This is a genomic window from Aquabacterium sp. NJ1 (assembly GCF_000768065.1).
Taxonomy (GTDB): Bacteria; Pseudomonadota; Gammaproteobacteria; order Burkholderiales; family Burkholderiaceae_C; genus Aquabacterium.
The window spans coordinates 4,401,690-4,415,120 of the sequence record NZ_JRKM01000001.1 but is presented as its reverse complement, the minus strand read 5'-3'; the positions used below and the strand labels follow the sequence as shown (position 1 = coordinate 4,415,120).

The 13,431-nt window shown below is 66.5% G+C and carries 8 protein-coding genes; 1 reads left to right on the top strand and 7 read right to left on the bottom strand.

What is annotated here, in order from left to right:
* Positions 1-105 precede the first annotated feature (105 nt).
* The 7 genes from JY96_RS19050 to JY96_RS19020 form a co-directional block, all read right to left on the bottom strand.
* A complete protein-coding gene (locus JY96_RS19050) occupies positions 106-1,062 on the bottom strand; it encodes an alpha-E domain-containing protein (protein ID WP_035043672.1) in 957 nt (318 codons plus the stop codon).
* Positions 1,063-1,196: 134 nt separating this feature from the next.
* Positions 1,197-2,630, bottom strand: coding sequence for a circularly permuted type 2 ATP-grasp protein (locus JY96_RS19045; protein WP_035039847.1), 1,434 nt, complete (start codon positions 2,628-2,630; stop codon positions 1,197-1,199).
* A gap of 139 nt (positions 2,631-2,769) precedes the next feature.
* Positions 2,770-3,765: a transglutaminase family protein gene (locus JY96_RS19040; protein ID WP_081961431.1), complete on the bottom strand. Its 996-nt coding sequence runs from the start codon at positions 3,763-3,765 to the stop codon at positions 2,770-2,772.
* Positions 3,762-6,431, bottom strand: coding sequence for a circularly permuted type 2 ATP-grasp protein (locus tag JY96_RS19035; protein ID WP_035039845.1), 2,670 nt, complete (start codon positions 6,429-6,431; stop codon positions 3,762-3,764). The genes JY96_RS19040 and JY96_RS19035 overlap by 4 nt, the downstream gene beginning before the upstream one ends.
* 88 nt (positions 6,432-6,519) lie before the next feature.
* Entirely contained in the window at positions 6,520-8,484 is a 1,965-nt protein-coding gene (locus tag JY96_RS22535; protein WP_081961429.1) for a PAS domain-containing hybrid sensor histidine kinase/response regulator, read from the bottom strand.
* Positions 8,485-8,582: 98 nt separating this feature from the next.
* Positions 8,583-12,092, bottom strand: a complete 3,510-nt coding sequence (locus JY96_RS19025) for a DUF2126 domain-containing protein (protein ID WP_035039843.1) — start codon at positions 12,090-12,092, stop codon at positions 8,583-8,585.
* A 139-nt stretch (positions 12,093-12,231) separates the two neighbouring features.
* The gene (locus JY96_RS19020; RefSeq protein ID WP_035039841.1) at positions 12,232-12,972 is read right to left on the bottom strand and encodes a hypothetical protein; all 741 of its coding nucleotides are present in this window, start codon (positions 12,970-12,972) and stop codon (positions 12,232-12,234) included.
* 83 nt (positions 12,973-13,055) lie between these two features.
* On the opposite strand from JY96_RS19020, the gene JY96_RS19015 reads away from it, so the two are divergent.
* Positions 13,056-13,283, top strand: a complete 228-nt coding sequence (locus JY96_RS19015) for a YdaS family helix-turn-helix protein (RefSeq protein ID WP_035039839.1) — start codon at positions 13,056-13,058, stop codon at positions 13,281-13,283.
* Positions 13,284-13,431 lie beyond the last annotated feature (148 nt).

Sequence of the window (13,431 nt, the reverse complement as noted above, 5' to 3'; positions counted from 1 at the left end):
GGTCGCTCCCGCGCGGCGCTGCACATGTAGCGCCACGTTGCACCCAAAACAAAGCCGACCCGCGGGTCGGCTTTTTCACGCCTGTCGCCAGGGCCTGGCCAAGGCTCAAGCCGGCATCAGGAAGTCCCGGCTGATGCCATAACCCAGGTCACCCACGCGGTCGAGGAACTGCGTGAGGTAGGCGTGCAGGCCCGTGGCCACGATCTCGTCGATGCGGCCAAACTGCAGGTCGGCACGCAGGCGACCGGCGCGGCGCAGGGTCTCATGGCTGTGGTCGTTGGCCACGGCGCGCAGGTTGCTCACGACCTCGTCCATGCAGAACACGAGCGAGCGTGGCATCTCGGCACGCAGGATCAGCAGCTCGGCCACCTTCTCGGGGCGGATCACGTTGCGGTAGACCTTGCGGTACACCTCGAAGGCCGACACGCTGCGCAGCACGGCAGACCAGTGGTAGAAGTCCACCTCCTTGCCCTCGTTGCCCAGGCCGGAGCCAAAGAACTCGGTGTTGCGGGCGTGGAACTTCACGTCCAGCAGGCGCGCGGTGTTGTCGGCGCGCTCCAGGAAGGTGCCAATGCGCTGGAAGTGGAAGGACTCGTCCTGCAGCATGGTGCCCAGGGTCACGCCGCGCGACAGGTGCGAGCGGAACTTCACCCATTCGAACAGCTCGCCGGGGTCCTTGGCCAGGGCACCGGACTTGACCAGCCGGTTGTACTCCAGCCAGGTCTGGTTCATGGTCTCCCACACCTCGGTGGTCAGGGCGCCGCGCACGGCCCGGGCGTTCTCACGCGCGGCACGCAGGCAGTTGAGGATGCTCGACGGGTTGGTCGCGTCCGTCACCATGAAGGCCATCACGTCACGCGCGTTGATGTCTTCATACTTGGCCGTGTACTCGGGCATCAACTCGCTGATGCCCAGCAGGCCGCGCCAGCCCGCCTGCGCGGACTCGCTCGATTGCGGCAGCAGCGAGGTCTGGTAGTTGACGTCGAGCAGGCGTGCGGTGTTTTCGGCGCGCTCCATGTAGCGTGCCATCCAGAAGAGGTGGTCAGCGGTGCGCGACAGCATGGGCTTGGTCTCCAGATGCGAGGCATTGCTTGCGCGCAAGGCCCCTGTTTCAGTCTCGATCAGGTGGGAGGGCAGATGGCTTTCGATGCGTTCATTGAGCATGGCGGTGTCCTCCGTGAAAACAGCAATTCAGATCAGGTTTCGAGCACCCAGGTGTCCTTGGTGCCACCGCCTTGCGAGCTGTTGACCACCAGGGAGCCTTCCTTGAGTGCCACGCGGGTCAGGCCGCCGGGCACCATCTGCACCGTCTTGCCTGAGAGCACAAAGGGCCGCAGGTCGATGTGGCGCGGCGCGATGCCGGACTCGACAAAGGTCGGGCAGGTCGACAGCGACAGCGTGGGCTGGGCGATGTAGTTGCTCGGGTTGGCGATCAGCGCCTTGCGGAAGTCTTCGACCTCGGCCTTGGTGGCCGCCGGCCCCACCAGCATGCCGTAGCCCCCGGCCCCGTGCACTTCCTTGACGACCAGGTCGGCCAGGTTGTCCAGGGTGTACTTGAGGTCGTCCTTCTCGCGGCAGACATAGGTCGGCACGTTCTGCAGGATGGGTTTTTCGCCCAGGTAGAACTCGATCATCTTGGGCACGTAGGGGTAGATGGACTTGTCATCCGCGATACCGGTGCCAAAGGCGTTGGCCAGCGTGACGTTGCCCGCACGGTAGGCGCGCAGCAGGCCGGCCACGCCCAGGGTCGAATCCTTGCGGAAGACCTCGGGGTCCATGAAGTCGTCGTCCAGGCGGCGGTAGATCACGTCCACGCGCTGCGGTCCACGGGTGGTGCGCATGTAGACGAAGTCGTCCTTGACGAACAGGTCCTGCCCTTCCACCAGCTCGATGCCCATCTGCTGCGCCAGGAAAGCGTGCTCGAAGTAGGCCGAGTTGTAGGCGCCCGGGGTCAGCACCACGGCGGTCGGCTCGTTGACGTTGGCCGGTGCCATGGCGCGCAGGGTGTCGAGCAGCAAGTCCGGATAGTGGGCCACGGGGGCCACACGGTGCTCGGCGAACAGGTCCGGGAAGAGCCGCATCATCATCTTGCGGTTCTCCAGCATGTAGCTCACGCCGGAGGGCACACGCAGGTTGTCTTCGAGCACGTAGTAGGTGCCCGAGCCATCGGGGTTGCAGGCGCGCACGATGTCGATGCCCGCGATGATGGAGTAGATGCCGCCGGGCACCTTGAGGTCCACCATCTCCTTGCGGAACTGGGCGTTGTTGAGCACCGGCTCGGCGGGGATGATGCCGGCCTTGAGGATTTCCTGACCGTGGTAGACGTCCTCCAGGAAGCGGTTGAGCGCGGTGACGCGTTGCTTCAAGCCCTTTTCCATCTCGCGCCATTCGCTGGCGGGGATGATGCGCGGGATCAGGTCGAAGGGAATGAGACGCTCGGTGCCCGAGCCGTCTTCGTCCTTGTCGCCATAAACCGCGAAGGTGATCCCCACACGGCGGAAGATCATCTCTGCTTCTTCGCGCCGCGAGGCCATCAGCTCGCGGGGCTGTCGCCCCAACCAGCGGTCGTAGGTCTTGTAGTGGTCGCGCACCTGGGCGCTGCTCACGTGCATCTCGTCGAAGAATCGCATCGTCTGGCCCCTTGCAGGGGTGAATAAAGCTGCGGTCAACTCAGTCATGCACAGAGTGTGCCAGGGTCGACATCAGGGGTATTGGCTTGGCACAGCTTTCGGGCACTCACGCCATGATGCTCCCCATATTGGGGCGCCGCTAGGCAGCGTTGGTGCGAACAGGGTTTTGGCGGACAGGGTCGTCCAGCAAGCGGGTGGTGACGCGCACCAACAAGGTGTGGCGCCCCCCCCCGCGGATCACACCCCGCAAAGGCGTGACGTCGCCAAAGTCGCGGCCGTGGGCCACCCGGACGTGGTGAATCCCGGGCACGCAGTCGTTGGTGGGGTCCAGGTCGAGCCAGTCCTGGGCTCGATCGAGCCCCAGACCGGGGATCCAGACGCTGACCCAGGCATGTGAGGCGTCGGCACCCACCAGTTGCGGCTGCCCGGCCGGCGGGCGTGTGAGCAGGTAGCCACTGACATAACGCCCCGCCAGACCGCAGGCGCGCAGGCAACCGAGCATCAGGTGCGCGAAGTCCTGGCACACCCCCTTGCGTTGCAGGAAGACGTCCAGGATGGGGGTGGAGATGTCGGTGGAGGCTGGGGCGTAATCGAAGTCCGCGTGGATGCGGCTCATCAGTTCGATGGCGGCTTCGGCCAGCGGGCGGTCGTCCTTGAGCGAGACCTCGGCGTATTCACGCAAGGCGGTCAGGCAGGGCACGTAGGGCGAGGCGAACACGAACTCGCTGGCTGGCTGAAACGGGGCCTTGGCGCGGTAGGCCAGCAAGGCCCTCACCTCGCCGCAGGTCGGGCCTTGATCCGGCGCCAGGCCCTCATAGCGCGCGGTGACCGTCACCTGGCTGCGTGCCATGACGCGCAGGGTCGAGTGGGCCGCGTGCAGCGCGAAATAGGCGCGGCTGTTGCCGTGGCTGTCGCGGCGAACACTGTGTTGCGAAGGTGTCGGGCTGACCGACATGTCGAACACCTCCAGCGTCTGGCCCGCGTCGCTCAAGGGGCGCAGGCAGGCGATGTGCTGCGCCTGATCCACCGGGCGGCTGTACTCGTACAGGGTTTCGTGCTCGACGGACAGGCGTGCCCGGCCGCTCGTAGGTTCACTGATGGGCTCGCTCAGCGGTTCGCGTGACGGCTCGCTCATGCGCTCACCATGGAGTCGGTCGGTTCGGCGTGGGCGAAATAGCGGCGCCCGACTTCGTCGGACAGGCGCCAGCCCGCGTCGATCAGGCGGTTGAGCAAGGCCAGCACGGCTTCGTGCCCCTTGTCTGGTGCACACAAGTCGGCCAGCGACACCCCCACGCCCTCATGAGGCAACAAAGCCAGCATGTCGGCATGCGAGCCGCCGCGGGCGGGCAGCTTGATCAACTCGGTGCGCAAGCGACGCAGCACGCAGGCCAGTGCGCGGGGGTTGGTCTCGTCCATCACCAGCAAGGCCAGCAGGGCCGGCACTTCCAGACGACGCTGAAAGCGTGCGCGGAAGGTGATGGTGCTGTCGAACAAGTCCAGCACGAGGTCAAAACCTTGCGGGTGCGTGAGCGCCTCGTTTTCCCAGAAGGCCTTGAGCATGCCGGCATAGCCGGTCAGGCGCTCGATGAGCCGGCCCACGGTCAGCAGGCGCCAGCCTGGGTCGCGCGTCATGCGGTCGGTCTGGGCACCGGTCACGGCGGCCAGTTGCATGCCCAGGTGCTCGAAGGCGTCCTGCGCCTGCGTGAGGCTGCGCAGGCGGGTTGGTGGTGCGGTGCGAGCCGGCTGCTCACCGCGCTCATCGACGTGTTCATGCGCGAGTTCGTCAGGCGGCATGGCTGCTTGCGTCAGGCGGTGCTGAAAGTCGCTGCCCAGGGCCCGCAACAAGCGCGCATGCTCGGGCGACAGGCGCTCACGCAGGCTCTGCGCGGAGCGTGCCAGGGCGCCCAGGTTGAAGCCCAGGCTGTAGGCCCCTTGTGAGGCCGACACGTCCATCAGGGCATCCAGCGCCGCACGCTCGAACACCCGGGGCGACTTGATCAGGCTGGGTGTGCCGGGGGGCACCAGGCCATTGGTCTCGGCCAGATCCGACAAGGCGCGTGACACGCTGGCCTGCATCTCGTCGTCACCCGACTGCAGGCTGACCGAGGTTTGCAGCAAGCGCAGTTGCTGCTCGGTGCGTTCGGTGTAGCGCCCCATCCAGAACAGGTTCTCGCCGGTGCGGCTGGCCACGGGGCGCTGGCGCTGCATCAACTCGTCGAGCTTGATGGACGAGGGCAGCATCGAGAAGGTGTCCACCGGCTCCTCGGTCAGTACCCAGGTGTCCAGACTGCTGCCGCCCAGTTGCATGGAAACGGGGCCGGCGTCGCGCGTGGCAATGCGTGTCATGCCTCCGGGCAGGACCTGCCAGCCACCCTGCCCGTCGGACAAGGCGTACACCCGCAGCGATGCGCCCCGCATGCTCAGCGCCCCACCCGACCAGACCGGTGCCTGGGGATAGGGCTCGAAACGTTGCACCGTGTAGGCGGCCGGGTCGTGGTCAATGCGTTCGCGCCAGGCCTTGAGCGCAGGCGGCGTCAGCACACGCCCGATGACGGCGTCAAAACTCTGGCGCACGGTGCTGGAGCCGCCAAAGCCCGGTGTGCCGGCATGCGGGTAGCTGGGGCGGATCACGCGTTCGGTCAGGTCGTCGCGCACGTCCTGCCAGGCGGCCGATTCACCACACCACCAGGTCGGCAGCGAGGGCAGCACCAGTTCTTCACCCAGCAGCTTGCGCGACAGCGCCGGCAGGAAACCATGCACGGCCGGGGATTCGAGGAAGCCCGTGCCCAGGGCATTGGCCAGTGCCACCTTGCCGGCACGCACCGCCTGCATCAGGCCGGGGATGCCGAGTGTCGAGTCGGAGCGCAACTCCAGCGGGTCGCAGAAATCGTCGTCGAGGCGGCGCAGCAAGCCGTGGATGGGCTCCAGGCCCTGCACGGTCTTGAGGAACAGGCCTTCGTCGCGCACCACCAGGTCACCGCCTTCAACGAGGGGCAGGCCCAGGTAGCGCGCCAGGTAGGCGTGCTCGAAGTAGGTCTCGTTGTAAGGCCCGGGGGTGAGCAAGGCCAGGCGCGGGGTTTCGCCGCCGGCGCACAGGCTGGCCAGCTCGGTCATGGTGTCCAGCAGGCGCCGGTAGCCGCTCGCCAGGTGCTGCACGTTCATGGCCCGATACGCCTCGGGGAACAGCCGCGAGACGATCAGGCGGTTCTGCATGACGTAGCCCAGGCCGGACGGCGCCTGGGTGCGCTGCGACACCACCCACCAGGCGCCGTCGGGCCCGCGCACGAGGTCAAAGGCGACCACATGCAGGTAAACGCCGCCCACGGGCTTGACCCCTTGCAGGCCCCGCAGGTAGCTGGGGTGGCCCAGCACCAGGGCCGAGGGCAACAAGCCCCCCCGGAGCACGGTCTGCTCGCCGTACACGTCGTCCAGCACACGGTTGAGCAGGCTGGCGCGCTGGGCCACGCCACGCTCCAGCGCCTGCCAGTCGGCCGCCGACAGGATCAGGGGCAAGGCCTCCAGCGACCAGGGGCGGCTGGGGCCCCCTTGCGCGTTGTAGACGTTGTAGGTGATGCCGTCTTCCTGGATCTGGTGGGCCAGCAGGCTCTGGCGGCGCGTCAGGTCAGACAACGGTGCACCCAGGTGTTCGGCGAAGGCCTGCCAGGCCGGGCGCAACTGCCCTTGCTCGTCGCGCAACTCGTCGTAATGCCCAGGCTCCACCGGACGCGCCTGGCGCTGCATTTCTGCGGCGACCGAGGGCGAGTCGGCGGGGTCATCGAAGAGCTGGAGGGTCGAGGACATAAGGGCAAGTCAGGGCGAGGCAGCGGGCATCAGCCCGTCCGATTGTCAGGCATGCAAGCAAAAGGCCGGCCACCGGCCTGCAAAGCCGTCATTTGGCGGCCAGGTGCTCGTCCAGGCAACGCAGGAGCGCGGCCACGTCCAGCGGTTTGGTGAGGTAGGCGCTGAATCCCTTGGTGCGTGCGGCATGCACCCGATCGGGCATGGCGTCGGCAGACAAGGCCACCTTGGTCACACCCTGCAAGGCCGGGTTCTGGTCGAGCAGCTCGGCCAGCTCGAAACCGGTCATGTCGCCCAGGTGCATGTCCAGCAGCAGCAGGTCAGGCTGGATCTGGTTCACCAGCTTGAGCGCTTCGGCGCCGCTGCGGGCCACCTCCAGCTTCCAGGAGGGGCGCAACTCCAGGATCTGGCGCACCAGCAACACGTTGATCTCATTGTCTTCGGCGTACAGGATGGTGGCCTGGCGGGCCTCGGGCAGCGCTTCGTCCAGCACGCCGTGGTCGGAAGCCAGGTCCACCTCCGCGGCGGGCAGGCTCAGGGAGAAGGTGGTGCCCTGCCCGGCCTGGCTGCGCACGGCGATGGTGCCGCCCATCAGCTCGACCAGGCGGTGCACGATCACCAGGCCGATGCCGGTGCCCTCGACGCCGGAATGCTCGGCGCCCAGCCGGTTGAAGGGCTCGAACAGGTGGGTGATCTGGCTCTCGCTCAGGCCCACGCCGGTATCGGTGACCTCCAGCAGGACACGCGTGTCGCTCTCCATGCTGACGGCCACACAGACCTCACCGCCCGGCCGGTTGTACTTGACTGCATTGCTCAGCAGGTTGACCAGCACCTGGCGCAGGCGCACACGGTCGGCCATGACGTACATGTCCCAGCTGCGGCCGGATTCGGTCATGAGCACATTGGCGCGGCCCGCCGCCTCGGCCACCATGGCCTGGGCATCGTTGATCACGCCACCCAGCATGATGGGCTCGACCGACAAGGGCATGTCGCCCGCCTCGATGCGTGACAGATCGAGCACATCGCTGATGACGTCCAGCAGGTGCGCCCCCGAGCGTTCGATGAGCTCGACCTTCTGGCGCTGGCTGTCGGCCAGCTCGGGGCTCTTGTCCATCTGCAGCAGCTGCGCAAACCCGATGACGGCGTTGAGCGGTGTGCGCAATTCGTGGCTCATGCGTGAGAGGAACTGCGACTTGGCACGGCTGGCGCGCTCGGCCGTTTCTGCGGCCATGCAGGCCTCCTGATACAGCTTGTGCTCGGTGATGTCGGCGATGTAGCCGCAGCGCACCTCGTTGCCGTCGGCATCCAGGCCGGCGACCGAATCAGCCGCACACCAGCGCAGTTCACCCTCGGCATTGCGCACGCGGAACTCGCTGTGCAGGCGGCTGGCCTCGCCGATGGCCTGGTCACGCTGCTGGAAAAAGTTGCTGAGGTCTTCCGGTGGCACCCGGTTGTACAGCACCCAGGGGCTGGCCAGGGCTTCTTCAGGCGTGGCACCGAACAAGTGGCGCACCCCCTCGCTGACAAAGTCCAGGCGCCCGCCCTTGTCCATGCCCGGCCTGAACACGTAAATCATGCCGGGCAGGTTGTGCGACAAGGCCGTGAGCAAGGCATTGCGGTGAGTCAGCCACGCCTCCTGCCTCTTGCGTTCGGTGATGTCGGCCAGCAAGGTGTACCAGAGCGTGCCTTGCCCGGGCTGGCCCGCCGGCCGCGATTGCACCAGGAACCAGCGCAGCGCCTGCCCGGGTGACTGCACGCGGCACTCCAGCTCGAAAGGCACCTTGTGTTCCGTGCTGTGCTCGATGGCGGAGAAAATCTCCGCGCGGTCATCAGCGTGCACCACGTCTGTCAGGCGGCGGCCCAGCAGCACGGCGCGCTCATGGCCCATCACCGTGCAGGCCTGGAGGTTGAGATCCAGCAACTCGCCACGGTGATTGAGGATCACCTGGGCGGCGGGAGACAGATCAAAGCAATCGCGGTACACGGCCTCGCTCAAGGCCGCCTCACGGGAGGGGGCCGATGGTTGAGGTGTGCCACTGGGGGGCGAAACCGACATGGGTACTGACAAATGAACGACGGGTTGGGATTACAACCCATAAGTCCAGTGTGTCAAACCCAGGGCCCCCAGATACCTAGGGTTGCCCCTTCCCTCCCTCAAGCCGAGCGTGACGTGCGCAAGTCCAGCGTCAAGGGGTGCTCGATACCAGCAGGCTTGGGCTTGATCGGCATCAAGCCTGGCGTGTGCCCCATGCGGAAGAAACGCGCCAGGCGCCGGCTTTCGGCCTCGTAGGCGTTCACCGGGAAGCTGTCGTAATTGCGCCCACCCGGGTGTGCCACGTGGTACTGGCACCCGCCCAGAGAGCGTTTGAGCCAGCTGTCCACCACGTCAAAGGTCAAGGGCGCATCCGAGCCGATGGTGGGGTGCAGGCAGGACGGCGGCTGCCAGGCGCGGTAGCGCACCCCGGCCACGAACTCGCCCACACGGCCCGTGGGGTGCAGCGGCAGGATCTGGCCGTTGACCGTGACCACATGGCGGTTGCCGTTGAGGCCGGTGGCGCGCACCTCCAGCCGTTCCAGGGACGAATCCACATAGCGCACGGTGCCGCCTGGCGAGCCCTCCTCGCCCATCACGTGCCAGGGCTCCAGCGCCCCGCGCAAGGTCAGGCGCACCCCGGCTGCCGAGATTTCGCCGATGTAGGGGAAGCGGAACTCGAAATGTGGTGCAAACCACTCGTTCTGGAAGCCGTAGCCCGCCATCTGCAGCTCGGCCAGTACGTCGGCAAAGTCCTGCTCGACAAAGCTGGGCAGCAGGAAGCGGTCGTGCAGCCCGGTGCCCCAGCGGGTCAGGCGCTGGGCGCCATGCCCTTGGTAAGGCGTCTTCCAGAACCAGGCCACCAGCGCACGCAACAGCAACTGCTGCACCAGGCTCATCTTGGCGTGGGGCGGCATCTCGAAGGCACGCAGCTCCAGCAGGCCCAGGCGGCCGGTGGGGCCGTCGGGCGAGTACAGCTTGTCGATGCAGAACTCGCTGCGGTGGGTGTTGCCGGTGGCGTCGATCAGCAGGTTGCGCAAGGTGCGGTCGATGAGCCAGGGCGGGCATTGCCCCCAGATGTCCATCTGGCGCTCAATCTCCTTGAGGCCGATCTCGGTCTCGTAGACCTGGTCCATGCGGGCTTCGTCGATGCGAGGCGCCTGGCTGGTCGGCCCGATGAACAAACCCGAGAACAGGTAGGACAAGGACGGGTGGTTGTGCCAGAAGGTCAGCAGGCTGGGGATCAGGTCGGGGCGGCGCAGGAAGGGGCTGTCTGCCGGTGTGGCGCCCCCCAGCACGAAGTGGTTGCCGCCGCCCGTGCCGGTGTGCCGGCCATCGACCATGAACTTCTCGGTGGACAGGCGGGTTTCATGTGCGGCCTGGTAGAGGAACTCGGTGTGGTCCACCAGTTGGCCCCAACTGGACGCGGGGTGGATGTTGACTTCAATGACACCGGGGTCCGGCGTGACCTGCAGCACCTTGAGGCGAGGGTCGCGAGGCGGTGGGTAGCCTTCCAGCACGATGGCCATGCCCAACTCGGCCGCGGTGGCTTCGACGGCGGCCAGCAGGTCCAGGTAGTCGTCCAGCAAGGTCAGGGGCGGCATGAACACGTACATCACGCCACCACCCTGCCCCTCGGCCTCGACCTTGGGGCCGCTGGCGCGATCGGGGTTGCGCACCTCCACGCACAAGGCCGAGCGTGTGATCCAGTGCGCCGACTCGAAGCGGTTGGGCATGCGCGCCGCGTCACCGCTTTGAGCAGCCGCCCCACCCGGGCCCGAAGGCGGGTTGGCACCCAGTGCCCCCCACTCGCCGTTGACGCCCGCACCACCCAGGCCGGCCACGTTCTGCCCCTGCGTGCTCACGACACCACCTTGAGCGAAGCCGCCACCAACCTGGTGCTGCGCGTACTGGGCCTTCAAGGAGGCCGCGGCCGGCAAGGCCCCGCGTGGCGCAAACGGGTCGTGCTCGTGGCTGTAGGGATAGTCGCCCTTGCTGACCCAGGGCAGCGAATCCAGCGGCAGGCGGTAGCCCATGGGCGAATCGCCCGGGAACAGGTACATGCGCTCATCGCGGAAGAACCACGGCCCGGTCATCCATTTGGGGCCGCTCAGGCCCAGGGCATCGTTGCGCTTGAGCGGCAAGGCGTAACCGACCTGGTGCTCCAGACCCTGCTCGAACACACGCAGCAGGCGCATGCGCTCCATCTCGTCATCCAGCCTGGCATCGAAGGGGTCGACGTTGACCGGCAGGCGCCGCTCGCGCCACAGGTAGTAGAAGGTGTCCTCATAACCGGGCTGGATGTAGCTGGGCCCCACGCCCAGCTTGTTGGCCAGCGTGTCGATGAACAGGCGCGCATCCTGGCTGGTGTAGCGCACCGAGTTGCGCTCGTCGGCAAACAGGCTGGGGTCGTGCCAGCAAGGCTGGCCATCGGTGCGCCAGAAGATCGACAAGGCCCAGCGTGGCAGTTGCTCGCCGGGGTACCACTTGCCTTGCCCGAAGTGCAGGAAGCCGCCCTCGCCATAACGCTGGCGCAGCTTGTGGACCAGCTCGGTGGCCAGGCCCCGCTTGGTGGGCCCCAGGGCGTCGGTGTTCCACTCGGCGCCATCGCGGTCGTCCACGGACACGAAGGTGGGCTCGCCGCCCATGGTCAGGCGCACATCGCCCGCTTGCAGATCGGCATCCACCTTGGTGCCCAATGCGTCAATGGCATCCCATTGCCCATCGGTATACGGCTTGGTGACCCGCGGGCTTTCATAGATGCGGGTGATGTCCATGAGGTGCTCGAAGCTGACCTCGCACTCGTCCACCGCACCTGTCACGGGCGCGGCGCCTGTGGGCTCGGGCGTGCAGGCCACGGGGATGTGGCCCTCGCCTGCCAGCAGGCCGGACGTCGGATCCAGGCCGATCCAGCCCGCGCCGGGCAGGAAGACCTCGCACCATGCGTGCAGATCGGTGAAGTCCACCTCGGTGCCGGAGGGGCCGTCCAGCGCGGCCACATCGGCCTTCAACTGGATCAGGTAGCCGGACACGAAGCGGGCCGCCAGGCCGAGGTGGCGCAGGGCCTGCACCATCAGCCAGCCCGTGTCCCGGCATGAACCGGACTTCAGCGTCAGCGTCTCCTCGGGCGTCTGCACACCGGGCTCCATGCGGATGGTGTAGCTGATGTCCTTTTGCAGGCGCTGGTTGAGCCCGACCAGGAAATCGATGGTGCGCACCTCGGTGCGGTCGATGCTGTCGACAAAAGCCTTGAAGGCCGGTGTCAACTCGCCCTTGACGAGATAGGGCGTGAGGTCGTGCAGCGTGGAGGCGTCGTAGCTGAAGGGATACGTCTCCGCCTCGGGCTCCAGGAAAAAGTCAAATGGGTTGTAGACCGCCATCTCGGCGACCAGGTCCACCGTGATCTTGAACTCCTGGGTCTGCTCCGGAAAGACGAGGCGGGCCAGGTGGTTGGAAAACGGGTCCTGCTGCCAGTTGATGAAGTGGACGGCGGGCTCGACCCTCAATGAATACGACAGGATGCGGGTGCGGCAATGTGGCGCGGGGCGCAGGCGAACGACCTGAGGTGACAAGTTGACCAGGCGGTCGTAGCGGTAATGCGTGACGTGATTGAGGGCAACGTGAATGGACACACAGATCTCCGGCTAGGACGAGCCCGCACCAGTGTGCAGGCGTCTGTGTGACAGCAGCAAGTTATGGACCACCTTGGTGCGTGGTCATGGCCGACGCCGTGCATGCCACAAGGGCCGAGACGGGCCGCGGCAGGCTGCTTCACGCTCCGGCACGCCACCAGCGGCGCGGCACCACACAAACCAGCAGCTCGATCCCCGCGATGTCTTCACGGGCGAGCGGCTCGGCCCGCCCCCCCATCACAGGCAGCACCAGCAGGCTGTGCTCGCGCACCACCATCAGTTCGCGCAGCAATACGCGCCCATCCGTGAGCGTGATGAGCAAGGTGTCTTCGGGCTCCAGTTGCACCGGGTCAGGTGCAGCCTGCAGCACCATGAACTGCCCGTCCTTGATGCCCGGCGACAAGGCGGTGCCCTGCACGCGCAGCACGGCAGGCGCCACCGGCAGCATCAAGGGCAGGATCAAGCCCCCATCGGTCTGCCCCTTGTCCAGATCGGTTCTGGTCAATTCGCCCGGCTGGCCGCCCGTGCGCAGCGTGCCCGTCACCCGCAGATGAACCCCATGATGGGCCCCCTGCCCCGCTTGCAGCTTCCCGACGGCATACCCCGGGGATGCCGCCTCGCGCGTGTCCACCACCGTGACGCCGCCAGGCTGCCCCAGCCCTGTCGCCAGCCACTCGGCCCCCACGCCCAGTTCGCGCGCCAACGACGGGGTGTGCGAGCTGCCCCGCGCACCAGAGTTGGGATCACACAGGTACTGGATGGACTGCGGCTTGATGCCCACGGCGCGCGCCAGCTCGCTCTGGTTGGTCTTGCCGGCCCGATTCATGGCCCACAACAGACGCCCCGTGTAGCTGCCCCATTCACTGTTTTTCTTGCTCATGCGTGGATGCTACAAAACTCTTTGTTGAGCATCTTGCAGAAATATCGATAATTGACTACAAATACGTCTGCAGGAGGAAAACAATGACACCGCAGGAAGCCTTACTGAAGGCGATTGGCATCGTCGGCTCACAAACGAGGCTGGCACGCGAAATCGGCAACGGGATCACGCAGGCGCACGTGCATTACTGGCTGACCCAGGCGCCGGTGGTCCCGGCTGAGCACTGCCCCACCATCGAATACATCGTCAAGCGCGAGGTGCGCTGCGAGCAACTCAACCCGCGCGTCAATTGGTGGGTGTTGAGGGCCTGATCGTCCGGGCCTTCAACACGTTTTGTTCAGTCCCCCCAAAGACCCAGCCCGCCCGGGCCTGCTCCAGCGCCGATCTCTCCACTGGTGCAGCATCGCTCCCGGCTGCATGGCAATGTGCAGTTCATGTGTTTACCCAGGTGGGTGGGGG